General features: G+C 65.3%; 16 protein-coding genes. 7 read left to right on the plus strand and 9 right to left on the minus strand.

Annotation, left to right across the window (positions count from 1 at the left end; translation table 11 throughout):
• Positions 1 to 531: 531 nt before the first annotated feature.
• On the minus strand, positions 532 to 1,671 hold the full coding sequence (locus AC3WQZ_RS26670; protein WP_010813069.1) for an HPP family protein: 1,140 nt from the start codon (positions 1,669 to 1,671) through the stop codon (positions 532 to 534).
• Positions 1,672 to 1,850: 179 nt separating this feature from the next.
• On the minus strand, positions 1,851 to 2,270 hold the full coding sequence (locus AC3WQZ_RS26675; protein WP_010813068.1) for an Lrp/AsnC family transcriptional regulator: 420 nt from the start codon (positions 2,268 to 2,270) through the stop codon (positions 1,851 to 1,853).
• Between the two features lie 163 nt (positions 2,271 to 2,433).
• Between AC3WQZ_RS26675 and AC3WQZ_RS26680 the strand changes: the two genes are divergently transcribed.
• Positions 2,434 to 3,312: a dimethylarginine dimethylaminohydrolase family protein gene (locus AC3WQZ_RS26680; RefSeq protein WP_011614653.1), complete on the plus strand. Its 879-nt coding sequence runs from the start codon at positions 2,434 to 2,436 to the stop codon at positions 3,310 to 3,312.
• A 35-nt stretch (positions 3,313 to 3,347) separates the two neighbouring features.
• Positions 3,348 to 4,433 (plus strand): ornithine cyclodeaminase, encoded by a 1,086-nt coding sequence (ocd, locus tag AC3WQZ_RS26685; RefSeq protein WP_492297940.1) that lies wholly within the window; start codon positions 3,348 to 3,350, stop codon positions 4,431 to 4,433.
• A gap of 46 nt (positions 4,434 to 4,479) precedes the next feature.
• On the opposite strand, the gene AC3WQZ_RS26690 is transcribed toward ocd, so the two are convergent.
• From AC3WQZ_RS26690 to AC3WQZ_RS26720, 7 genes are all read right to left on the minus strand, one after another.
• The gene (locus tag AC3WQZ_RS26690) at positions 4,480 to 5,076 is read right to left on the minus strand and encodes a helix-turn-helix domain-containing protein (RefSeq protein ID WP_010813065.1); all 597 of its coding nucleotides are present in this window, start codon (positions 5,074 to 5,076) and stop codon (positions 4,480 to 4,482) included.
• Positions 5,077 to 5,556: 480 nt separating this feature from the next.
• Positions 5,557 to 6,876 (minus strand): sigma-54-dependent transcriptional regulator, encoded by a 1,320-nt coding sequence (locus tag AC3WQZ_RS26695; RefSeq protein WP_010813064.1) that lies wholly within the window; start codon positions 6,874 to 6,876, stop codon positions 5,557 to 5,559.
• On the minus strand, positions 6,866 to 8,815 hold the full coding sequence (locus AC3WQZ_RS26700) for a sensor histidine kinase (RefSeq protein ID WP_011614654.1): 1,950 nt from the start codon (positions 8,813 to 8,815) through the stop codon (positions 6,866 to 6,868). The genes AC3WQZ_RS26695 and AC3WQZ_RS26700 overlap by 11 nt, the downstream gene beginning before the upstream one ends.
• A gap of 166 nt (positions 8,816 to 8,981) precedes the next feature.
• Complete coding sequence (locus tag AC3WQZ_RS26705) at positions 8,982 to 10,292, minus strand: dicarboxylate/amino acid:cation symporter (RefSeq protein ID WP_010813062.1); 1,311 nt, start codon at positions 10,290 to 10,292, stop codon at positions 8,982 to 8,984.
• A 606-nt stretch (positions 10,293 to 10,898) separates the two neighbouring features.
• Positions 10,899 to 12,197 carry an MFS transporter gene (locus AC3WQZ_RS26710; protein ID WP_492301559.1) on the minus strand — a complete coding sequence of 433 codons (1,299 nt, stop codon included), beginning with the start codon at positions 12,195 to 12,197 and terminating at the stop codon, positions 10,899 to 10,901.
• Between the two features lie 82 nt (positions 12,198 to 12,279).
• Entirely contained in the window at positions 12,280 to 13,977 is a 1,698-nt protein-coding gene (gene hutU / locus AC3WQZ_RS26715; RefSeq protein WP_010813060.1) for a urocanate hydratase, read from the minus strand.
• A 200-nt stretch (positions 13,978 to 14,177) separates the two neighbouring features.
• Positions 14,178 to 17,576, minus strand: coding sequence for a diguanylate cyclase (locus AC3WQZ_RS26720; RefSeq protein ID WP_492301562.1), 3,399 nt, complete (start codon positions 17,574 to 17,576; stop codon positions 14,178 to 14,180).
• A 967-nt stretch (positions 17,577 to 18,543) separates the two neighbouring features.
• Between AC3WQZ_RS26720 and AC3WQZ_RS26725 the strand changes: the two genes are divergently transcribed.
• The 5 genes from AC3WQZ_RS26725 to AC3WQZ_RS26745 all read left to right on the plus strand — a co-directional run bounded on the left by AC3WQZ_RS26725 (position 18,544) and on the right by AC3WQZ_RS26745 (position 23,141).
• Positions 18,544 to 20,127 (plus strand): radical SAM/SPASM domain-containing protein, encoded by a 1,584-nt coding sequence (locus AC3WQZ_RS26725; protein ID WP_161940219.1) that lies wholly within the window; start codon positions 18,544 to 18,546, stop codon positions 20,125 to 20,127.
• Positions 20,127 to 21,431 (plus strand): MFS transporter, encoded by a 1,305-nt coding sequence (locus tag AC3WQZ_RS26730; protein ID WP_081050171.1) that lies wholly within the window; start codon positions 20,127 to 20,129, stop codon positions 21,429 to 21,431. The genes AC3WQZ_RS26725 and AC3WQZ_RS26730 overlap by 1 nt, the downstream gene beginning before the upstream one ends.
• 6 nt (positions 21,432 to 21,437) lie before the next feature.
• Entirely contained in the window at positions 21,438 to 21,995 is a 558-nt protein-coding gene (locus AC3WQZ_RS26735) for a class I SAM-dependent methyltransferase (RefSeq protein WP_010813057.1), read from the plus strand.
• Positions 21,947 to 22,588 carry a GNAT family N-acetyltransferase gene (locus AC3WQZ_RS26740; protein ID WP_234788129.1) on the plus strand — a complete coding sequence of 214 codons (642 nt, stop codon included), beginning with the start codon at positions 21,947 to 21,949 and terminating at the stop codon, positions 22,586 to 22,588. The genes AC3WQZ_RS26735 and AC3WQZ_RS26740 overlap by 49 nt, the downstream gene beginning before the upstream one ends.
• Positions 22,589 to 22,742: 154 nt before the next feature.
• A complete protein-coding gene (locus tag AC3WQZ_RS26745) occupies positions 22,743 to 23,141 on the plus strand; it encodes a nuclear transport factor 2 family protein (protein WP_010813055.1) in 399 nt (132 codons plus the stop codon).
• The last annotated feature ends 13 nt before the right edge of the window (positions 23,142 to 23,154 follow it).

A 23,154-nucleotide genomic window follows, 5' to 3' on the forward strand; every position in this document is an offset into this window, starting at 1 on the left:
TACGTTGGGGGGGGCGATGCGGAAGGGGGGCGGTGGGTTAGTCGTCACTATGGCGGTGGGCCGCTGCGTGCGGCGTGTTCCCCCTCGTGGGGGCACAGTGCCATAGGTTTGTGACGGTGGATAGCGGGTGGGTGTCTGGGCTTTTTGCTAGCGGTCGGTATGTGGCGCTTGGTCGGCGTGGCTGTTTCGCCGGCGTAGCTGGCGAGTCACTTTTTGTCCGAGCGACAAAAAGTAACCAAAAAACGCGTCGCCTGAGCGGCCGGCAATCAATTCCAGGGTGTTGGTGGTTCGCACGGTGGTGCTTGCCGTTCCGGCGTGGTTGCCCGTTCGACCCTGCTACGCCATGTGAGTCAGGGGCAGTGCCTGCGTTAACCCACTATTGAACGATCCCCATGCAGGGCGCAGGCCGCCTGCTGCGACCGGCATCGCGGGGACGCCTACGGCTGCTGCGCGGGCTCAAAGTGCATCGTCGGTTTTTTCTGCGCTTGCGCGGGGCGCAGCCAAAGGCGTTGATGCGATGTCCGGGTGCCCTCAATCCGGCACCGCCATCACCCCACTCTTGAGCAGTGCAGCCACCAGATCCGACTGCGTCACCATCCCCACCACGCGCCGGTGGTCGTCGATCACCGGCGCGTGGTGCAAGCCGCCGTCCGAGAATGCCTGGGCCAACTCCACCATCGGCTGCTCGGGTCGGGCGGTGACAACGGCGCGTGTCATCAGGTCCCGCACGGTACCAGCCAGCCGCCGCGCACCAGTATCACGCTGCGCCGCAAAAAAATCGCTCTGGGTGATGATGCCTACCAGCCGCCGGGTGGCGTCCACTACCGGCAGGGCCTTGATACGGTGCCGCGACAGCAGGTGCCCGGCCTCATGTGCAGGCTGGTCCGGGGTCACCATGACCACGTCGCGCGACATGATCTCGCCGCACAGCACGTTGCCGAAGTGGCGCCGGTAGGCGCGCAACTGCGCGGCCACCAGGATCTGTTCGAGGTCGTCTTCTTCGATATCCAGGAATTCGCCGCGCACCTTCAGCGCAGCATCGAGGTCGGCGCGGGTGACGCCAACGCGCTGGGATGGCGGCACGTCCTTGGTCCCGTGCTGCATGGCAGGCTCGGGCGGGCGGTGCGGGTAGCGCCGCCGCGACAGGTTGTTGAAGGCCAGCGCCATCATCAGCAGCAGCATCGAATTGAACAGCACGGGCACGGCAACGAAGCCGAAGCCCAGCGCACTGACCGCCGGCCCGCCGAATACGGCGGTGATGGCCACCGCGCCGCTGGGCGGGTGCACGCAGTGGAACTGGAACATCAGGGCGATGGAGACGGCCACTGCGACCGCTGCGGCCAGGCCAGGGTCCGGGATCCAGCGCGCGCACGCCACGCCGACCACCGCGGCAATCAGGTTGCCGCCAATCACTGACCAGGGCTGTGCCAGCGGCGATGATGGCACGGCGAACAGCAGCACCGCGCAGGCCCCCATCGGCGCGACAAACCAGGGGTTGAAGCCGCCCAAGGTCTGGTGGCTGATCCATTCAGTGCAGAGCAGGCCCAGCAGGGCGCCCAGGCAGCTTTTGAGGCGCTCCTTGCGGCTGGCGGCAACGGGTAGCGGAACGAATGTGCGCAGCCATGCACGGGCATTCTGCGCCAGGGCAGCGACAGCGGGGGCGGTTGGCATTCTTGTGACGGGGGGCGCTTTGGAATGGTGCGCGTAATATATCACGGGGTGATATATTTGGCCGCCTTTGGTGCAGCGCATCCCAATCGCGGGGCGTGATGCACCGCACAAGCGCATGGCGGCACTGGGCGTGGCGCGCCTGCCGGTGGTGGGAAGCGCCGGGACCTGGGCGGGTCCCTTTACTTGTAGGTCGACAGCAGGATGCTGGTCTCGGTGGCGCTGATGCCGTCGATCAGCCGGATCCGGTCCAGCGCGCGGTCGAACGCTTCCAGTGTGTCGGCGCGCAGCTCGGCAATGATGTCCCAGCGGCCGTTGGTGGTATGCAGCGCTTGCACATTGGGCTCGCCGCGCAGCGCCTGCAGCACGGTGCGGGCCTTGTTGCCTTCCACGGCAATCGTCATCCAGGCGCGGATGCGGTGCGCTTCGGCCTCGGGCCGCAGGCGCACCGTGTAGCCAACGATTACCCCTTCCTGTTCCAGTTTGTCGATACGGTTCTGCACGGTCGCGCGCGACACGCGCAGCGCCTGCGCCAGCGCCGTGACCGGCATGCGCGCGTTGTCGCGCAGGAGTGAAATCAACTGGTGGTCGGTGGCATCCATGGGGTGGGCAAACAGTCTTTTCAAAGCGCCAGCATAGGCTGGCATATTGATAAATGCCTCGCGCAAATTGCGCAATTTGCTGGCTATTAGTTAACACCAGCTTGCCCGAGAATTCAATCGACCGATTGATTTCCCGAAACCTGCCATCAAAAAAGGAGCCCCCGTGACCCACTCCCCCACGATCCTGCTGGTCGAGCCGACCTTCTACGACGTGTCGTACAGCATCAATCCGTGGATGGACCCGGCTGCCTGGGCACGCGACCCGCGCGGCATGCACCGCAGCGCGATGCAGTCGTTCGACGCGCTGCGCGAGGCGCTGGGCCGGGCCGGCTTTGCGGTCGAGGTGGCCCCCGGCGCGCCGGGGCTGCCCGACATGGTGTTCCCGGCCAACGCCGCGGTGGTGCTCGATGGCCGCGCGTTGCTGGCGCGCTTTCGCTACCCGCAACGCCGTGGTGAAGAAGCGCCGTTCGCCGACATCTTCGGCAAGCTGCGCGAACGCGGCCTGCTCGACGAAGTCGCGCTGCTGCCCGAGGGCTGCTTCCAGGAAGGCGCGGGCGACTGCATCTGGGATGCCGGCCGCGGCCACTTCTGGGCCGGGTTCGGTCCGCGCTCGTCGCATGAGGCAGCCGTGGCGGTGTCGAACTACTTCGGCAAGGACGTGGTGGCGCTGGAACTGGCCACCGAGCAGAGCTACCACCTGGACGTCTGCTTCTGCCCGCTTTCCGGGGGCGAGGTGCTGTACTACCCGCCGGCCTTCAGCGAAGCGGCGTTGCGCGAACTGCGCGCGCGCGTGCCGGCGCGGCTGCGCATCGAGGCCAGCGCCGACGACCTGCGCCACTTCAGCGTCAATGCCGTCAATCTCGACGACCAGGTGGTGATGACCCGCACCACGCCGCACCTGCGCACCGAGCTGGGCCGGCGCGGCTACCAGCTGCATGAGGTCGACCTGTCGCCCTTCATGCTGTCCGGCGGCGGCGCCTATTGCATGACGCTGCGCCTGGATCGCCGCAGCGGGCCGGGCATCGCCGCGGTGGCGGCCTGAGTGCAGGCATCGCACAGACAGCCAAGGAGACGGTCATGAAAAGCACCGCCCGATCCCTGTTCCTGGACGCCAGTGACGTGGCCCGGCTGGTGGCCACCATCGGCCCGCAGGCCGCCATCGTGGACCTGGCCGGGCAGGTCCGGCAGGCCTTTCTGCGCTGGCACGACTTCGACAAGTCCGCGCGGCTGGCGAGCCATTCCGCGCGTGGCGTGATCGAGCTGATGCCGGTCAGCGACGGCATCCAGTATGCGTTCAAGTATGTGAACGGCCATCCGCGCAATGCGCAGCATGGCATGCCGACGGTGATGGCCTGCGGCCTGCTGGCCGAGGTGGAAACCGGCTTCCCGCTGATGCTGGCCGACCTGACGCTGGCCACTGCGCTGCGCACCGCGGCCACCTCGGCGCTGGCGGCGCGCGCCATGGCGCGGCCCGGTGCGGCGACGATGGCGCTGATCGGCAACGGCGCGCAGGCCGAGTTCCAGGTGCTGGCCTTCCAGGCGATGCTGGGCGTGCGCGAGATCGCCGCCTATGACATCGATCCCGCCGCCACCACACGGCTGATGCGCAACCTTGGTGGCGTACCCGGACTTTCGATCCGGCGTGCCGAATCGATCGAGGCCGCGCTGGCCGGGGCGGACATTGTCTCCACGGTCACCGCCGACAAGACTCGCGCCACCATCCTCACGCCGGAAATGGTGCGGGCCGGCATGCACCTTAATGCGGTTGGCGGCGACTGCCCCGGCAAGACTGAACTGCACCCCGATATCCTGCGCCGCGCGCGCATCGTGGTGGAATACGAAGACCAGACGCGCATCGAAGGCGAGATCCAGCAGTTGCCGGCCGACGCGCCGGTGACCGAGCTGTGGCAGGTGCTGGCCGGCCACGCGCCCGGCCGCGCGGCGGCGGACGAGGTGACCGTGTTCGATTCGGTTGGGTTTGCGCTGGAAGACTACGCCGCGCTGCGCTGGCTCTACACCGCAGCGCAGGCGCACCGGGCGGGCAGGGCGGTTGAGCTGGTGGCGATGCCGCCGGATCCGCGCAACCTGTACGGCTGGATGATGGCGCAGGCCGACGGCGACGAAGCCGGGCTGGCAACGCCGCGGCAGGCGGCAGTGGCCTGAGGCTGCAAGCGATGCCGGGGCCGGCATGGCCCCGGCGCAGCCGTGCTCAGGCGGTGCGGCCCATCATCAGCTGGGCGCGCAGGAAGCCCTTGACCTCTTCCAGCGACGGCGTCTTCAGGAACACCATGATGCCCCAGTGCTGCAGGGCATCGGCCACGCCTTCATAGGCCTGGCGGTTGGTGATCACGGCGAAGATCACGTGCTGGCTGGCAAAGAAATTCTGTAGCTTCTCGATGGTGGCCGACTCGGCGTCGTTCAGTTCGTCGACGTAGTACAGCACCACGCGCGGATGCTCGCTGACCGAGGTGATGACGGTGTCCAGCACATCGTCGACCACCACGCTCTTGAGCGGCAGCCCCCACTTGGCAAGCTGGCCGTGGATGCGCTGCGCTTCCTGGTGGTTGGGGTGGAATACCACCAGGTCCAGGCCGTGCGGCGACGCCGATTCCGGCCCGATGCGCGTCGCCAGCAGGCGGTGCACGGTCTCCTTGTGGATGCGCCGATGGCCGCCGTTGGTCTTCCAGGCGCCAAGTTCGCCGCGCTCGACCATCTTCTGGACGGTGCCCAGAGAGACGTTAAGCAGTTTTGCCGCTGTACGCGTGCTGTAATAAGGCTTTTCAGCCAGTGCCGGATCCAGTTTCATCCCATCACCCGTGGTCCTGAAGGCAGTCGCGCCGGGACGGCGCCCGCGGCGCCAGGCACATGCGCCGCGCGGTTGTCACTGCCAATGGTTGACTGACCCTGTGTCCTGACCCGCTCCCCCGCCGGCCGGACGGCTTTCTTTATAAATTTGTTGTTTCTTTCATTTCCAGCCGATCAGCGACTTTCTGGACGTATTGAAGATCTCAGACTCGGATCTGCTGGAAGCCAATAATATGCCGCAAACGCCAATCCATCTGTAAGAAAAAACATAAATCCATCGCGTATTGGTTGTTTAACGCACATTGGTGCTTGCAGGCAGGCACGACAGTAACGCAGACATTGTCCTGCCCCGGTGGTTCCCCGGGGTTCGACGCAGCTCTGAAGCATCCGCTGAATACAGCGGGCGCTTCAGAGTTCTGTCGTGACATGACAGATTGCGCGGCATGGCCGGCGCGACTGTTCCCGATTCCCCGGCCACGCTTCAAAGCCCGTACTTGCGCACCTTGTCGAACAGCGTGGTCTTCGCCACGCCCAGGGCTTCGCTGGCGCGGCTCAGGTTGCCGTCGTGGCGGCGCATGGCATCGGCAATCAGTGCGCGCTCGAATTGCTCGACTGCCTGCGCCAGCGGCAGGGCTTCGGGAGCGGTGGTGCCGTGGCCGGGGTTGCAGCCCAGCCCCAGCACATGGCGCTCGGCCAGGTTGCGCAGCTCGCGCACATTGCCGGGCCATGGGTAGGCTACCAGCGCGGCCAGCTCGGCCGGGGTCGCGGGCACAGCCTCGCGGTTGAAGCGCAACGCGGCCTGCGCGACGAAATGCTCGAACAAAGCTGGCACATCTTCGCGCCGCTCGCGCAGCGGCGGCAATTCCAGCGTGATCACGTTCAGGCGGTAATACAGGTCGGCGCGGAACTGGCCGGCATCGGAGAGCGCGCGCAGGTCGGCCTTGGTGGCGGCCACCACGCGCGTGTTGACCGGCACCGGCTGGTTGGAGCCAAGCCGTTCCACCACGCGTTCCTGCAGCACCCGCAGCAGCTTGATCTGCAGCGGCATCGGCATGCTCTCGATCTCGTCGAGAAACAGCGTGCCGCCTTCGGCGTGTTCGATCTTGCCGATGCGGCGGCGCGCGGCACCGGTGAACGAGCCGGCTTCATGGCCGAAGATCTCGCTCTCGAACAGCTGTTCTGGCAGGCCGCCGCAGTTGATGGCAACAAAGTTGCGCGCGTGGCGCTGGCTGGCCTCATGCAGGCAGCGCGCCACCAGTTCCTTGCCGGTGCCGGTCTCGCCGTGGATCAGCACATTGGCGTCGGTGCCGGCCAGGTCGGCGATCAGGCGGCGCAGCCGCTCGACCGTGGGCGAATGGCCGATCAGGTGGGCTTCCAGCTTCTGGCGGCCCGCCAGCCGTTCTCGCAGTTCTGACACTTCCAGCGCGAGCCGGCGTTGCTCCAGCGCGCGGCGCGTGGCGTCCACCAGCTGCTCGGGCGAGAACGGCTTTTCCAGGAAGTCGTAGGCGCCTTGCTTCATCGCCTGCACCGCCAGCCCCACGTCGCCATGGCCGGTGATCATGATCACCGGCAGCGCGGGGTCGCGCTCGCGCAGTTGCGCGAGCAGCGCCATGCCGTCCTGGCCCGGCAGGCGAATGTCGCTGACGACCACGCCGGCATAGCCCGGCCCGGCCTCGCGCAACGCGGCCTCGGCGCTGCCCACGCCACGCGTGGCAATGCCCTCCAGGCGCAGCGCCTGCTCGCAGCCCAGGCGTACGTCGGCATCGTCCTCGACGATCAGTACAGTCAGGTCAGCCGGCATGCTTTGCGTCCTGTGGGTTGGCGTCGTGCGGCGCCAGCGGCAGCACCAGCGTGAAGCAGGCGCCGCCGTCCGGGTGGTTGGCGGCGGACAGGCTGCCGCCGTTTTCATTGAGGATGCCGGCCGACAGCGTGAGGCCGAGCCCCAGCCCTTGCCCGGCGGGCTTGGTGGTGAAGAAGGGCTCGAACAGTCGTGCGAAGGCTTCCTCGGACAAGCCGGCGCCATTGTCGCGCACGGTCAGGTGGACCATGGCGCCCGCCACGTGCGCGTGCAGCGCAATGCGCGGCGCGGGCTGGCCGGCGAGGGCATCGAGCGCGTTGCCGAGCAGGTTCACCAGTACCTGTTCCAGGCGGTTGGGATCGCACACCACCGCCAGCGTCGGATCGACATCGCGCTGCAGCGCGGGTTGGACCGCGTCCACGCGCGTCTGCAGCAGGAACAATGCGTTGTCCACCGCTTCGGCCAGCCTGGCCTGGCGGCGGCCGTTGCCGGACTTGCGTGCAAACGACTTGAGCGCGCCGGTGATGCGGCCCATGCGTTCGACCAGCCCGATGATGGTGTCGAGGTTGGCGCGCACGGTGGCGTAGTCGCCGCGCTCGAGGAACTTGCCGGTATTGCCTGAGATGGTGCGCAGCGCCGCCAGCGGCTGGTTCAGCTCATGCGCGATGCCGGTCGACATCTGCCCCACGGCGGCCAGCTTGCCGGCCTGCAGCAGCCCGTCCTGGGCCTGGCGCAGCACGGTCTCGGCACGGATGCGTTCGGCCACCTCGGCCTGCAGGCGCTGGTTGGAGGTGGACAGGTCGGCGGTGCGATCGGCCACCTTGCGCTCCAGCTCGCTGTTGGCCGCCTCCAGCGCGGCGCGCGCCGCCAGGCGCTCGTTGACGATGCGCCGGCGCACGTTCCACGCCGCCCCCAGCAGCAGCACGAAGGCGCTCAGCACGCCGGCCAGTGCCGCCGTGTTGAGCGCGGCCACGCGTGCCTGCGAGGTATTGGTCAGCAGCGTCAGCTGCCAGTCGGTGCCGGGCAGCGCGGCATGCTGCGCCAGCATCGGCGGGCCGCGGCGCAGGCGCACCAGTTCGTCGCTGCTGCTGCCGTTGCCGTTGTTCAGCTTGCGCACCAGGGTCAGCGGCAGTTGCGGCAGCGGGGCGCGGTTGTACTGGAGGCTGCGCATCAGGCGCTCGCGCGCCTCGGGTGACAGGGGGCGCAGCGCGGCCAGCTTCCATGACGGGTCCGAGGCCAGGATCACCACGCCGTTCTCGTCGGTCAGCAGCATCTGGCTGTCGGCGCCCTGCCAGCGGTTCTCCAGCGGCTCCAGGCCAATCTTGACCACCGCCACGCCGACCGGGTTGTCGCGCTCGCCCAGCGGCGCCGACAGGTAGTAGCCCGATTCGCTGCGGGTGGTGCCCACGCCGTAGAAGCGCCCCAGCTGGCCGTCCATGGCCGCCTGGAAGTACGGGCGGAAACTCAGCGCTTCGCCCAGGTAGCTGTCCGGGCGCTGCCAGTTGCTGCTGGCCAGCACCTTGCCGTGCGCATCCAGCACATAGATCACGCGCGTGCCGGCGCGCGTATTGAGGGCGCTCAGGTAGTCATTGGCGCGTGCCGCGCGGGCGGCGTCGTCCGGGCGCAGCAGCAGCGCGGCGATGCGCTCGTCCAGCGACAGCAGGCCGGGCACGTAGTCGTAGTGCGCCAGCTCGCTTTCCAGTGCCTGCGTGTACAGCCGCAACTGCACCTGGCCGCGTTCGGCCTGGCGCGCCAGCGCGGTGTCGTAGCTGTAGCGGTAGCCGAGCGAGCCCGCCAGGCCCACCAGCATGGCCAGCGCCAGCAGCGCGAGCAGCGGCGCAAGGCCGCGCAGGCCGTGGGGCAGGCGCGAGCCGGTGGGTGCGGCGGACGCGGGTGCGGTGGCGCGGGTGGTATCGCCGGGAGGGTGTAGCGGACCGGTCATCAGGTGTTGGGTGAGGCAGGTGGCAAAGCCGCCGCGCGGACCAGAGGGGCAGGGGCCGGCGCGGGTGCCTACTTTTACCACACCAGGGGGGCGGTGCCGCGCCAGAATGCAAAAAGGCCCGGTTGCCGTATCGGCAACCGGGCCCTGGCACGCCTGGCGGACGGTATTACTTGCCCGCGAGGACCTGGGCAGGTGCCAGGCCGGTGGTGGTATCCGCGGCGGGTTCATCCTCCTCGGACGGTACCGGCGCGCCGATGGCGTCTTCGCTTTTGGCGACGACGGCGGTGGCAATCGCATTGCCGAGCACATTGGTCACGGTGCGACCCATGTCGAGTACGTGGTCGATGCCCAGCACCAGCAGGATGCCGGCCTCCGGCAGGCCGAACATCGGCAGCACGGCGGCGACCACCACCAGCGAGGCGCGCGGCACGCCGGCGATGCCCTTGCTGGTGACAAGCAGGACCAGCAGCATGGTGATCTGCTGGGTCAGCGACAGCTCGATGCCATACACCTGCGCCACGAACAGCGCGGCAAACGAGGTGTACATGATCGAGCCGTCCAGGTTGAACGAGTAGCCCAGCGGCAGCACGAAGTTGGTGATGCGCTCCTTGACGCCGAAACGGGTCAGCTGGTCGATCACTTTCGGGTAGGCCGATTCGCTGCTGGCGGTGGCGAAGCCGATCATCAGCGGCGCGCGCATCTGCTTGAGCAGGCGGAACACGTCACGGCCCAGGAAGAAGTAGCCGCCGGCGATCAGCGCCACCCACAGCAGCGCCAGCGCCAGGTACAGGCTGCCAATCAGCTTGGCGTACACGACCAGCACGCCCAGGCCCTGCGCGGTGATCACCGCCGCGATGGCGCCGAACACGCCAACCGGGGCAAACGCCATCACGTAGTTGGTGACCTTCAGCATCACCGTGGCGAGGCCTTCGATGCCTTGCAGCACGGGCTTGCCCACGCCGTCCTTGACCGTGCCCAGCGCAAAGCCGAAGAACAGCGAGAACACCACGATCTGCAGGATCTCGTTGTGCGCCATGGCCTCGACAAAGCTCTTGGGGAACATGTGGGCGATGAAGTCGCGCAGGTTCAGCGCGCCGGTCTTCAGGTTCGAGGCCGCGTCAGCCGGCGGCAGCGGCAGGTTCATGCCGTGGCCGGGTTCCAGCAGGTTGGCCATCACCAGGCCCAGCAGCAGCGAGGTGATCGAGGCGCCAATGAACCACATCATTGCCTTCAGGCCGATGCGGCCCACGGCGCGGCCATCGCCCATGCTGGCGATGCCGGCCACCAGCGTGGCGAACACCAGCGGGCCGATGATCATCTTGATCATCCGCAGGAATACATCGGTCAGGATGGACAGGTGGTCCGCAATCGATTTGGCGGTGGCGGCGTCCGGCGCCATGTTGTGCGCGGCGGTGCCGACCAGCACGCCGAGCAGCATCGCAATGAAGATCAGGGTGGGCAGTCGATTCAGTTTCATCGTGGATCAGGCCTGTGCGTCCGTCTCCTGTGGCAGGGACGGGCGTCTGTGTATTGCGGGAAGGCTGGGCGGCGATGTCGGGGCGCCGGGCCGGCCTTGTCGTGGTTCAGCGCGGCAACAGGTGCCGTGGGTTCGCCGGAGTGGCGAAGGGGGTGGGCAAGGCGGGGTCGGTCATGTGTGTCCTCCTTTGTTTTTGGCATCGGCCGGGACGCCGGGCGGCATGCCGGCATACCCGTCTGGCGCTGTAAGCGGCGGCCTATATTGCACGCGCCGTGCCAGCCCGAAAGGGCTACAGGAGTTGTGCAACTTGTTGAATACAAAGGAGAAAAAGATGTGATTCCGGCGCCGGATTCGGGAATCCGGACCGGCATGCGAAAACGCCGTTCGGGAATCCGAACGGCGTTCTAGGTGTTAACCCGGGGTTTTGAGGTGCTGGCAGCGGGGGAAGGTGGGGCGTTTGCCGGCGTCACAGGGCTGGAAAAAACGAGGGTCTTGCTTGATGTGTTTCCTGGCCAAACCACCCTCTCCCCATGAGGGGAGAGGGAGAACACCTTGCTTAGGCTAGCTCGGGCGGCTTTGGAGCACCCTTTGCAGGCGCCGGGGAACTCATTTCAGCCGCCGTCCCAGCGTTTCCGGCACCATTGCCAGGCCGATCAGCGATACCAGGCCACAGCCGATCACATACAGCGCGGGCGCATTGGCGTCACCGGTGACCTGGATCAGCCGGGTCGAAAAATACTGCGCAAAGCCGCCGAAGATCGCGATCGCCACGCAATACGCGATCGACAGCCCGGTGGCGCGCAGCCGCTGCGGCAGCACCTCGCTGACCAGGACCATCGAGGCCGGCGCGGTCATCGACATCGGCACCGACAGGCAGCCCACCACCACCAGCAGGCGCGCGAGCGACGGCTCGGCGTTGATCAGCACGAAGGCCGGGTAGACCATTGCCAGCAGCGCCACGCGCGACCACAGCACTACGGTCTTGCGGCCGATGCGGTCAGCCAGCCAGCCCGCGAACGGCGACAGCGCCACCTGCACCAGCGCCGCCACGCACGCGGCCCAGATGCCCAGCGACAGCGGCATCTTCAGCACGCTGACCGCGTAGTTGCTGAGGTAGTACACGACGATATAGGTCGAAGAGGCCAGGCCGATCATCAGCAGGATGCTGGCGATGATCTCGCGGCCATGGCGGCGCAGCAGCGGCCATTGCGCGGCGTGCTCGCCGTGGCGCACGGGCGCGGCGGTTTCTTCCAGCCGGCGGCGGATCACCAGGCCGACCGGGATCACCAGGATGCCGATCAGGAAGGCGAGGCGCCAGCCCCAGGCTTCCAGCTCGGCCGGCTCCAGCACGTTGCTCAGCACCAGGCCGGTGATCGCGCCCAGCAGCGCCGCCAGGCCCTGGCTGAACGGCTGCCATGCGGTATAGAAGCCGCGCGTGCGGTCATCGGCGTATTCCAGCAGCAGCGCGGTCGATGCGCCCATCTCGCCGCCGATGGCAAAGCCCTGCACCAGCCGCGCCACCACCACCAGCACCGGCGCGAGGATGCCGATCTGCGCGTACGGCGGCGTCACCACGAAGATCAGCGAGCTCAGCCCCATCAGCCACAAGGTCAGCGCCACCGCCGGCTTGCGCCCGGCGCGGTCGGCATACATGCCGATCAGCAGGCCGCCCAGCGGGCGCATCAGGAAGCCGACGCCAAAGGTGGCGAACGACATCAGCAGTTGCCCGGTAGGGTTGTCGACCGGAAAGTAGAGCCGGCCGATCAGCGTGGCAAAGAAGCTGTAGACGACGAAATCATAGAACTCCAGGCCATTGCCGATGGTAATCGCGGCAATGGCGCGCGTGCGTGACAGTTGCGCCGGGGGCGCAGCGACCGCCACGCCGGCGGTGGTGTCGATGGACATGGGTGTCTCCGTAAAACGATAAGGCGCCGGCCGGGGCGCACGCGGCGGCCCGGCGGCAGAACGGCTCTTGCTGGCCGCGGGATCAGTCGCGCGATGCGTGGTTCAGCATCGGCAGGTCCAGGCCCTGCTCGCGCGCGCAGTCGACGGCGATCTGGTAGCCGGCGTCGGCATGGCGCATCACGCCGGTGGCGGGGTCGTTGTGCAGCACGCGGGCGATGCGGGCGGCGGCTTCATCGGTGCCGTCGCACACGATCACTACGCCGGAATGCTGCGAGAAGCCCATGCCCACGCCGCCGCCATGGTGCAGCGAAACCCAGGTGGCGCCGCTGGCGGTGTTGAGCAGCGCGTTCAGCAGCGGCCAGTCGGACACGGCGTCGGAGCCGTCCTGCATGGCCTCGGTCTCGCGGTTGGGGCTGGCGACCGAGCCCGAATCCAGGTGGTCGCGCCCGATCACGACCGGCGCCGACAGCTCGCCGCTGCGCACCATCTCGTTGAAGGCCAGGCCCAGCTTGGCGCGCAGGCCCAGGCCCACCCAGCAGATCCGCGCCGGCAGGCCCTGGAAGCTGATGCGCTCGCGCGCCATGTCGAGCCAGCGGTGCAGGTGCTCGTCATCGGGGATCAGTTCCTTGACCTTGGCGTCGGTCTTGTAGATGTCCTGCGGGTCGCCCGACAGCGCGGCCCAGCGGAACGGGCCGATGCCGCGGCAGAACAGCGGGCGGATGTACGCGGGCACGAAGCCGGGGAAGTCGAAGGCATTGGCCACGCCTTCTTCCTTGGCCATCTGGCGGATATTGTTGCCGTAGTCGAAGGTCGGCACGCCCATCTGCTGGAACGCCAGCATGGCGCGCACATGCGCGGCCATCGATGCCTTGGCGGCCTTGACCACCGCCGCCGGCTCGCGCTGCGCGCGCTCGCGGTATTCGTCCCAGCTCCAGCCGGCCGGCAGGTAGCCGTTGAGCGGGTCATGCGCGCTGGTCTGGTCGGTGACCATGTCCGGGCGCACGCCGCGGCGCACCAGCTCGGGCAGCACCTCGGCGGCGTTGGCGCACAGCGCGATCGAGATCGCCTTGCCCTGCGAGGTATAGCGGTCGATGCGGGCCAGCGCGTCGTCCAGGTCGGTGGCCTGCTCGTCGACATAGCGGGTCTTCAGGCGGAAGTCGATGCGGCTCTGCTGGCATTCGATATTGAGCGAACAAGCGCCGGCCAGCGTGGCGGCCAGCGGCTGCGCGCCGCCCATGCCGCCCAGGCCGGCGGTCAGCACCCAGCGGCCCTTCAGGTTGCCGCCGAAATGCTGGCGGCCGGCTTCGACGAAGGTCTCATAGGTGCCCTGCACGATGCCCTGGCTGCCGATATATATCCAGCTGCCGGCGGTCATCTGGCCATACATGGCCAGGCCCTTGGCATCGAGTTCGTTGAAGTGTTCCCAGTTGGCCCAGTGCGGCACCAGGTTGGAGTTGGCGATCAGCACGCGCGGCGCGTCACGATGGGTGCGGAACACGCCCACAGGCTTGCCCGACTGCACCAGCAGGGTCTGGTCGTCTTCCAGGCGGGTCAGCGCTTCGACGATGCGGTCATAGCATTCCCAGTTGCGGGCGGCGCGGCCGATGCCGCCATAGACCACCAATTCCTTCGGGTTCTCCGCCACCTCGGGGTCGAGGTTGTTCATCAGCATGCGCAGCGGGGCTTCCGTGAGCCAGCTCCTGGCCGTCAGCGTGGTGCCGCGGGGGGCGCGGATTTCGGTGTCGCGGAAACGCGTGGGGTTGGTGGTGGTCTTGGTCACGGGAACTCCTTCGGTCGTGCAGTCGGGAACGCTCGCTTTTTTTGGCGATGCATAGGCATGTATAGTCCTGTATATACAGGCATGTATGAATCGGTGTAATCCCGTAGGACGGATAAGCCTCAATATGGCGTTTTAGTCACAATGGAAGCGGAGCACCGGGGAGGGCGGACATCTGGCCTCGTGACTGGCGCCGGATCTAATCACGACCCGGCGGCCTGGGAGGCCTGCGCGTCGCGCTGCCGGCATCCGGCCAGGAACACGTCCAGCGGCACCGGTCGCCCGATCACATACCCCTGCGCATAGTCCACCCCGATCGCGCGCAGCGCATCGAGGGTGCGCTCATCCTCCACCCACTCCGCCACCGTGCGCACCCCCAGCCGGTGCCCGATGTCGTTGATCGAGCTGACGATCTCGCGGTCGACCGCGTTGTCGGCCAGTTGCCGGATGAAGCTGCCGTCAATCTTCAGGAAGTCCACCGGGAACTGCTTCAGGTAGGCAAACGACGACAGGCCCGAGCCGAAGTCGTCCAGCGACACGGTGCAGCCGGCGCGCCGCATCTCCGTCACCAGCCGGTTGGCCGCGGCCATATTGTTGATCAGCGCGGTTTCCGTGATCTCCAGCCGGATGCGGCTGGCGGGCAGCGCACTGGCCTCCAGCTCTGCATGCAGGAAGGGCAGCAGGAAGGGCTCGCCGAGCGAGTTGGCGGACAGGTTGATCGATACCGACAGCCCGGGCACGGCGCCCAGGCGTTCGCCGTAGCCGCGCAGCACGTTGCGGATGACCCAGCGGTCGACGTGGCCCATCAGGTCGTAGCGCTCGGCGGCGGGAATGAAGGCACCGGGCATGATCAGATCGCCGTGCTCGTCGACCATGCGCACCAGGATCTCGATATGGCAGTGTTCGGCGCCGTCTTCGTTCTCCTCCGGCTGCAGTGCGCGGATCTCCTGCGCGAACAGGCGGAAGCGGTTCGCTTCCAGCGCCGAATGGATGCCGGCGGCGACTTCCAGCTCGCGGTGGTGGCGGCGCGCATCGCTCTCGTCGCGGCGGTAGACCGAGACGCGGCTGCGGCCGGCGGCCTTGGCGGCGTAGCAGGCCACGTCGGCGCGGCTCATCAGTTCGCTGACCGGGGGCACGTCCAGGTCGATCGCGGCGATGCCGATGCTGGCGCCCATGTCGTACACGCGTCCTTCCCACGGGAAGCGGCGGCCGCGGATGGCGTCGATCACGCCCTGGCAGACCTGTTCGGCCTGGTCGACGGTGCAGTCCTTGAGCAGCAGCGCGAACTCGTCGCCGCCCAGGCGCGCCAGCACGTCGTCGGGACGCACGTGGTTGCGGATCATGTAGCCCAGTTCGCGCAGCAGCACGTCGCCGGCGCCGTGGCCGGCGGTGTCGTTGACGATCTTGAAGCGGTCCAGGTCGATGAAGCACAGCGCGGCGCGGTGGCCGTGCAGCCGCGCCGCGTCGCAGGCTTCGCGCAGGCGCTTCTCGAACCAGGTGCGGTTGGGCAGGCCAGTGAGCGCATCGTGCATGGCCGAACGCGCCAGCTCGCGCTGCAGCGCGCGCGCGGTGGTGATGTCCTGGAACACCAGCACCGCGCCCAGCACCTCGCCGCGCGCGGTCAGCACGGGAGCGGCCGAGTCCTGCACGTCGTGGCGCTCGCCGGTCAGGCTCTGCAGCACGGCGCCGTCCTGCAGGTAAGCCGGCGCGAGCGTGCGCAGGCAGGCTTCGACCGGGCTGGGGATGGGGTCGCCGGTGGCTTCGTCGACGATGCGGAAGACCTGCTCCAGCGGCAGGCCGGTGGCGCTGGCCATGGTCCAGCCGGTCAGCTGTTCGGCGATCGGGTTCATGAAGGTCACGTGCATGGCCGCATCGGTGCAGATCACCGCATCGCCGATCGAGCGCAGCGTGATGTGCAGGCGTTCCTTCTCTTCGAACAGCGCCTCGGTCAGGCGCCGCTGCTCGGTGATGTCCCAGTTGGTGCCGACCAGGGCCTGCGCGGTGCCATCGTCGGTGCGCGTGACCATGGCCATCGCGCGCACGTGGCGCACGTTGCCGCCGGGGCGTGCGATGCGGTATTCGGTATCGAACGGCGCCTCGCCACGGATGGCTTGGCGCATCTCGCCGCTGACGCGGCTGACGTCGTCCGGATGCAGCATCGCGATCCATTGCTCCACCACTGGCGTGCCGCCCGCGGGGTCGGTGCCGTGCAGCGCATGCATGCGCGCATCCCAGGTGACGCCGGCGCTGGTGAAGTCCCACTCCCAGATGCCCACGCCGCCGGCTTCAGCCGCCAGCTGGATGCGGCGTGACAGCCGTTCCAGCTCTTGCTGCGCCAGCTTGCGCGCGTGGATGTCTTCCACCTGGGTGATGAAGTGCTGCGGCTCGCCGGTCTGTTCGTCGCGCACCAGCGACACCGCCAGCAGAACCCAGCGGTAATGGCCGTCCTTATGGCGGTAGCGCTTTTCCAGGCGGTAGGACTCGATCTTGCCGGACAGCAGGTTGTCGACCTGGCGCAGGTCGCCGGTCAGGTCGTCGGGGTGGGTCAGCTGCTGGTAGCTCAGCTCGTGCAGCTCGGCCGCGCTGTAGCCCAGCAGCTCGGTCATGGCGCGGTTCACCGTCTGGCAGCGGCCGTCCATGCCGACCAGCGCCATGCCGATGGCTGAATGCTCCATGGCCTGGCGAAAGCGCTTGTCGCTGCTGCGCAGGCTGGCGCGGCCGTGCCGGTTCTGCTCGGTCAGGTAGGCGATGCAGACCGGGAACACCATGATCACCGCCGCCGACAGCGGCACTGCTTCATGGCGGTGCGCGAGCAGCATCAGCGCCTGCAGGCAGAGTGTGGCCACCAGCGTCAGCAGCGCGGTCGCAAACGGATTGCCGGCCAGCGCCACCAGCACCAGCGGCAGCGACATCGCGGCAAACGGGTCATGGCTCTGCCACTGCGCAAAGGCGCCGATGGCCAGGCACAGCGCCAGCGCGCCCGCCTGCGGCGCCAGCACCGGCCGCGCGACGGCGGCGCGCACGCGCACCTTCCTCATCGACAACATCATCGGCAGCAACAGCGCCATGCCGAGCGCGTCGGCCTGCCACCACGTCCACCAGACCGAGGCGAAGCTGGTGCCATGGGTCGCGGCGATGGCCATGGCGCCGGCGGTGGCCCCCAGTGCCGGCGCCAGGATGCCGCCCACCGCCAGCATCACCGCGAAGGCGGCCAGCGGACCGTGGCGCCCCAGGGCGGCATGCCGGTCCAGCAGGCGCAGCAGCCCGAGCGCGAACAGCATCTCGGCCAGGTTGGCGCCGGTCAGCATCAGCGCGGTGGCGACGCTGTCGCCGGCCGCATGGTTGGCCAGCACGCTGGCGCCCAGCATGCCGGCCAGCAGCCACGGCCCCTCCGCGCGCGGCCGGTGCAGCAGCAGGCCCAGCCCGAAGGCGTTGGGCAGCCACACCGCCGCCACGGTGCCGGGCAGCCGCGCCAGCCAAAGCGCAGCCGCCGCCAGCACGAAATAGCCGGCGCCGGCCAGCAGCAAGGGCAGCCAGCGGCGCTGCGGGGCAGGATGGTCGTTGGCGGCCTGGTGGCTCGGCGGGGCCGTGTCTGGCGTCATGGACGAGAACGATGCGAAGGCGGTGCGTCTGGGTAGGAAGGAGGCGGCTTGGCCGGCGCGCCCGGGCGGCACGGCCCCGGATGCGCGGACGGACTGCCGCCCAGCGTAGGGGCAATGTAGCGAGGATATGGACGCGGCCATCGGCAGGACAGCGGGCAGGTTGGGGGCCTTCTTGCCACTGGTGCTGGGGGCGATTTTTTGGTAGGGGCGGCATGAGAGCTCTCCGCGACCCAGCCGGGCCAGCGCGCCTCCCAATATCAGTTTCCTTGTAGGGAATTAGGCCGCTCATCGGGGGCGGTCAGCACCAGGGACGCGCCATTGGCGCCAACGGCTTAGTCCCTTCCCCTAGTTGTCCACTTGCGGCAACACGGTTTCAAAGGCGGAACCCCGCGGGGCGCCCGAATGTTCGTCGTAATCTTCCGAGTTTTCCGCAGGGATGATGGGAAAGATCCTACTTACTAACGCGGAATGACGAACCACTCTGAAAGCAGATCTACTTGGACGACGGCGATCTTCTAGTGATTGATTGAGTCGGCATAAAGTCGATCCAGCTGCCGAAAAATCTTTTTGGCATCAGCGTTCGTAGCTCCGCGTGCACGTGGAGGAAATGGGGCGTCGCTCCTAAGGCGCTCCGCAACGCCAACGCAAACGTTGGCATTTTCAAAAAGGAGTATGAAATGTCAAAGGTCTATATTTTTCTCTCGAAAGCCATCAAGCGCTGCACTGGGCACCGCAAGCACTTTGGCTATCACTCCACCTATGCAGGTCATCTTGTGGACTCCTGTAATAGCAATACGTGATCGGCAAATAACTAGGTTCTAGTTATTAGGCGTGCTTCTTCGGTCAGAACTTCCGCGGGGAGAATCCTATGTCTCTGAGATCAAATCTGACGACGTCAACGACTTGGCGTGACTTCGATCTTTCGGTGGTCACTGAGCGATTTCGCCTCAAGAGTCCATTCGGTTCCATGGCAGACGAACTCGAGCGAGAGGCACGCCGTTTCCTTTGGATCAGCGCAAAGACTCAAGAACCGCTTGTGCCATCCGCGCTCGTGGACGAGTACTGGCATGCGCTGATTTTGAGTACCAGCCTGTATCGAGACTACTGCGACAACGCCTTTGGCTTCTTCATTGAGCATACCAACGGCATACCAGGGACATCGCAGCAAGCGCTCCAGGCTCACACCGAAGCGTACCAAAGAACGCTGCAAATCTACGAGGCAGAATTTCAGTCGCCAGCCCCGTTTACCAGCTGGCCAGACTCTCGCAATCGAGTTGATAAGCGACTGGATCGCTACAAGAAGCCATACCGTCTTCACCTGGAGACAACCAACCATTGCAACCTTCGGTGCGAACACTGTTACCCCGAGTCTTCAAGTGCCGAGCCGCATCACCCCAGAGAGAAAATTGACCGAACTCTTGACGAGGCGGCGCGGCTCGGAGTGAGGAAGATTACGCTAACGGGTGGCGAAATATTGACTCGGCCAGATTGGAAGAGGATTTTTTCAAAATCTCTCGATGTTTGCGACAACGTGTATTTCATCACAAACGGGCTGCTCCTCACGAGAAGGAAGCTGGAGTGGCTTGCCAAGCAGCGCGCTATCCGATCCGTGAGGGGATGGCGGCGATCCATCTTTGAAAGTGCTCCTGTTGAGATAGGGGTGGCCATTAGTCTGGACGGTCTGGCTGGTAATGCTTTGGTACGCAAGAATGATGCGGGTGCAGGTGTTAAGGCCGCGCAGATCATCGACCGTATCGCACTGGCGGTACAATATGGCCTGCATGTTACGGTAAACACGACAATAACAAACGAGGTATCGGCAAAAGAGCTTCCGGAAATGTACGATCTTCTCAGCCGGATTGGGATTGATCGTTGGCAGATCGATCAAGCCTACCTTGCGGGCAGGTTTAGGAGCAGCGATCTCTCAAGCAGCGAACTTGCATGGCTCGAAGATGCAAAGGCTGGTTATAAGTACATCATTAGGAACTATCTTAAAGAATATCCAAAAATCCCTGATTGGCGACTCGAAATAGTTCAAGTGTTTCGATATGACAATCTGTTTTACGGATTTTCCCCAGCTGCGAGCCTGGACGAGCATCCTTGCTCATATCACTTCGGTTCGATGATCGTCGAACAGGGCGACAGAATCCGATTTTGTCCTTCGCTTCGTGACCCTGGCATCGAATCCATCTCCACGGCCGGTTCAGTGGAAGCTGTCTATGGCAGCGAAGATTTCAGAGCTTTCCTTTCCAGGTCAATCAACGACCTTCCATGCAAGGAGTGCCGGTATGGAAAGCTGTTCCATGGTGGATGCAGGGCCAACAGCTATGCCTACCTGGGGCGCATGTGGGATGCAGATCCCATCTGTTGCAGCTTGGCGCCGTTCGTCGAAGACGAGGTTCTTCCGTTGCTCCCAACGAAGCTTCAGGACAGCTTTCGGGCTTCGCTACAGGGAGGCCCGCGTCCCGGTGATCCTGGGCACATTCCGACCGAGCAGAAGCGACGCCGCGTTGTTCATATCCAGGCAATGCCTGTGAATGGGAATGAGTGATGTCGGAAGTCAGACAAGGGGAACGCTTCACTGAGACCAAATTTCCGTTGGCGTACAACAACTTCCGACTGGTTTGGGCGGGTCAGTTTGTCAGTTTGGTCGGGAGCTCTGCGCATACGGTTGCAATTTCATTCTTCCTCAAAGAGGCGACCCAATCAGGATCCTTTGTTGGCATCGCACTGTTTTGCTGTGGCGTCGCTGCGTTGCTTTGTTTGCCTCTGTCTGGTGTCGTTGCAGATCGTATAAACAGAAAATCGATCGTAATGTTCTGTGACACAGTGAACGCTTGCGTGACTCTCGCTTTGGCCTTTGCATTCCATTGGGCGCCGCGAAGCTTGGGGTCGTGGCTCCCGGTTCTAGCGGTGCTTTGCAGCCTAACGATTGCAGTTTCGTCGGCATTCTTCCGACCTGCTTTCGGCGCGATGTTGCCGGACCTCGTTCCGAGGGCAGCGTTGGCGCCGGCGAATGCCCTCTACAAGACTGGGGCGCGTTCTGGCGACCTGCTTGGCAACATGCTCGGAGGGTGGATTTATGGGTTGGTTGGTCCCGGTGCATTATTTCTTGCAAATTCTCTGTCCTATTTTCTGGCTGTGCGTTGCGTGTCATGCGCCAGGCCGAACGAACTGTTCGCGCCACAACGTCGATCGAGTCGATCAACGGTTGGCATCGCTGGTCTGGTGACAGAGTTCCTTCAGGGAGTTGGAACCCTTGCCAGCATCCCAGGTGGCCGACAGTTCCTGAGCATGGCGTTGGTGATCAACTTCTTCGCCACGCCAATCCTTGTCTTGATGCCCTTCCATGCTTCTGGAGTGTTACGTGTGAGTGTGCCGATGTACGGTCTTCTCATGGCAGCACTCTCGATGGGAGTGTTGATTGGGTATCTCATGGCGGCGAAGATTCCTGTGCCGCGCCTGAATCAGACACGGGTTGTAGTTTCCATCATTTCTTTCATGTGTGGCTGTTTTCTGTTGTTCAGCCGAACCGGAAATTTCACGCTCGCCTCTCTTCTGTTGTTTGCCGCCGGCGTCGCAAATGGATACTGGAGCATATTCTTTGAAACGACGCTGCAGCGAGTGATTCCGCGAGGCGCATTGGGGCGCGTCTACGCATGCTATGGATTGCTATCGGGTGGACTGATACCTTTGGCTTCGTTGGTTGGTGGTGTGGCCCTGGATGTACTGGTTGGGGACACCAGAGTATTGTTCACAGTTTGTGCGCTGGTGATGACTATGTACCCCATGTTTTTGTCGACGCGTAAGGGATTCTCGTCTTTTTTTGAATCCTTAGAGAGTGAGTCCAACTGAACGCCAATGGAAGATCCTGCAGGTGTTCGGGAATACGTTGTCACGGCTGCCGATGTTGCCGGGCGCCCTGGAAGTTCGAACATCGCGATAGACCTGGGATGCGGAAGTGACGTAGTTCCGCTTTATCTAATTAGGCGGGGTTGGCGTGTCCTTGCCATCGACAAGGACCCCACCGTTGTGGCTCACCTCAGAACTCGTGCGGGTGGAGGGAGGTTATCAGCCGTGTGCGCAGACTTTCAGGAGGTCCCGCTGCCAAGAGTTTCGTTGATCCACGCTGGCTACGCGTTGCAGTATGTTCACCCAGCCAGCTTCGCTGATCTATGGAGGCGTATCGCGGCGGCTCTGTATCCCGACGGGGTTTTTGCCGGACATTTCTTCGGGGAGAAAGATCAGTTTGCCAAGCATGACCAATTCTCGGTGTTTCGGTCCGAAGCGCTTCAGGAGCTTTTTGCAGAATGGAGGACTGAACACTGGGAAGAATTCTACGGCCCCGGCCATCGCGATCCGTCACGGTGGTGGCATTTCTTTACAGTCGTGGCGAAACTTCCTGGAATCTCGACCTAGGCTTTCCCTTCTTCGGTGCAAATATCATGTCTTCAAGTGCAAATGAGCCGGTATCTGGCGAGGATGTCGATCTGCTTTGGGAGCGCGCTTGCTCCGGGTTGGCCCCCGGTTCTTGCAGTCATGCGGTTCGGAATCTCAAGGATGGTGACCTTGAGCGCCTTGTCCCGCTGGTTTACTCCGCCTTTGCAGGCACGGTCGATAGCGCGCCGTTGGAGACATGGGGACGCAAACTCCTGGCTATCTTAAGCAATCAATACGGCCCCTTTCTGTCGACGGCATCATTCGCTGCGGAAACGCCGTCAGGTCAATTGGCCGGGACGATCCTCGCCACGGACTTTGCCCTTTACAAGGCTCCGGTTATCGCGTTGATAGCTGTGGCTCCCGGCACGCAGCATCAGGGTTTGGGTTCGTACCTTCTGCGCCGGTCCATCCAGGCGCTGGCGCTTGATGGCTTTTCCAGTTGTCGGGCCAGGATTTCCCCTGGGAACGACGCCTCGCTGCTGTTATTCCGAAAGACCGGCTTCGAGCTCCGCCGCGTCGATCTGAACGGATCTCCGCATTCGGGCGGTCGGCAAGCGGTGCCTCCGGCTTAAGGCGGCATTTGCCGTCACCATTCCCGAGCACTTCGCCAGTAACCCCGCCGATAACCTCCCCGGTAATCGCGCCGCGGCCCCGCCGCGTCCATCATGCAGCCATGGCCTGAACCCAGGCCCTGTACGGATTCCCAACCAACACTAGGAGTACGCCATGTCTGCCGCCATCCAAGCCCAAGTCACTGCCGATCCCGCCACCCTTGCCGACCGCTACCTCGCCGCCTGGAACGAGACCGATGCCGCGCGCCGGCGCGAGCTGATCGCGCTGGCGTGGACGGAATCGGCAAGCTATGTCGATCCGCTGATGCGCGGGGACGGCCATGCTGGCATCGACGCGATGATCGCCGCGGTGCAGACGAAGTTCCCCGGGTTTCGCTTTACCCGCGTGAGCCCGGTCGATGCGCACGGCGAGCACCTGCGCTTTACGTGGGAACTGGCCCCGGCGGGAGAGCCGGCGCTGGTGGTCGGCACCGACTTCGCCACGATTTCCGCCGATGGCCGGCTGGCGCGCATGACCGGCTTCATCGACCGGGCCCCGGCCGGGCTGGCCTGACCGAGGCGCGCGC

It is taken from the genome of Cupriavidus sp. FW305-26 (assembly GCF_058787975.1).

What these genes read in the sequence shown, in the direction of transcription:
- AC3WQZ_RS26720 (WP_492301562.1), bottom strand. Translation starts at nt 17,576, where the DNA reads ATGACGCCAGACACGGCCCCGCCGAGCCACCAGGCCGCCAACGACCAT.
- AC3WQZ_RS26745 (WP_010813055.1), top strand. Translation starts at nt 22,743, where the DNA reads ATGTCTGCCGCCATCCAAGCCCAAGTCACTGCCGATCCCGCCACCCTT.
- AC3WQZ_RS26710 (WP_492301559.1), bottom strand. Translation starts at nt 12,197, where the DNA reads ATGTCCATCGACACCACCGCCGGCGTGGCGGTCGCTGCGCCCCCGGCG.
- AC3WQZ_RS26730 (WP_081050171.1), top strand. Translation starts at nt 20,127, where the DNA reads ATGTCGGAAGTCAGACAAGGGGAACGCTTCACTGAGACCAAATTTCCG.
- ocd (WP_492297940.1), top strand. Translation starts at nt 3,348, where the DNA reads ATGAAAAGCACCGCCCGATCCCTGTTCCTGGACGCCAGTGACGTGGCC.
- AC3WQZ_RS26695 (WP_010813064.1), bottom strand. Translation starts at nt 6,876, where the DNA reads ATGCCGGCTGACCTGACTGTACTGATCGTCGAGGACGATGCCGACGTA.
- AC3WQZ_RS26725 (WP_161940219.1), top strand. Translation starts at nt 18,544, where the DNA reads ATGGCAGACGAACTCGAGCGAGAGGCACGCCGTTTCCTTTGGATCAGC.
- AC3WQZ_RS26675 (WP_010813068.1), bottom strand. Translation starts at nt 2,270, where the DNA reads ATGGATGCCACCGACCACCAGTTGATTTCACTCCTGCGCGACAACGCG.
- AC3WQZ_RS26670 (WP_010813069.1), bottom strand. Translation starts at nt 1,671, where the DNA reads ATGCCAACCGCCCCCGCTGTCGCTGCCCTGGCGCAGAATGCCCGTGCA.
- AC3WQZ_RS26705 (WP_010813062.1), bottom strand. Translation starts at nt 10,292, where the DNA reads ATGAAACTGAATCGACTGCCCACCCTGATCTTCATTGCGATGCTGCTC.
- AC3WQZ_RS26735 (WP_010813057.1), top strand. Translation starts at nt 21,438, where the DNA reads ATGGAAGATCCTGCAGGTGTTCGGGAATACGTTGTCACGGCTGCCGAT.
- AC3WQZ_RS26690 (WP_010813065.1), bottom strand. Translation starts at nt 5,076, where the DNA reads ATGAAACTGGATCCGGCACTGGCTGAAAAGCCTTATTACAGCACGCGT.
- AC3WQZ_RS26700 (WP_011614654.1), bottom strand. Translation starts at nt 8,815, where the DNA reads ATGACCGGTCCGCTACACCCTCCCGGCGATACCACCCGCGCCACCGCA.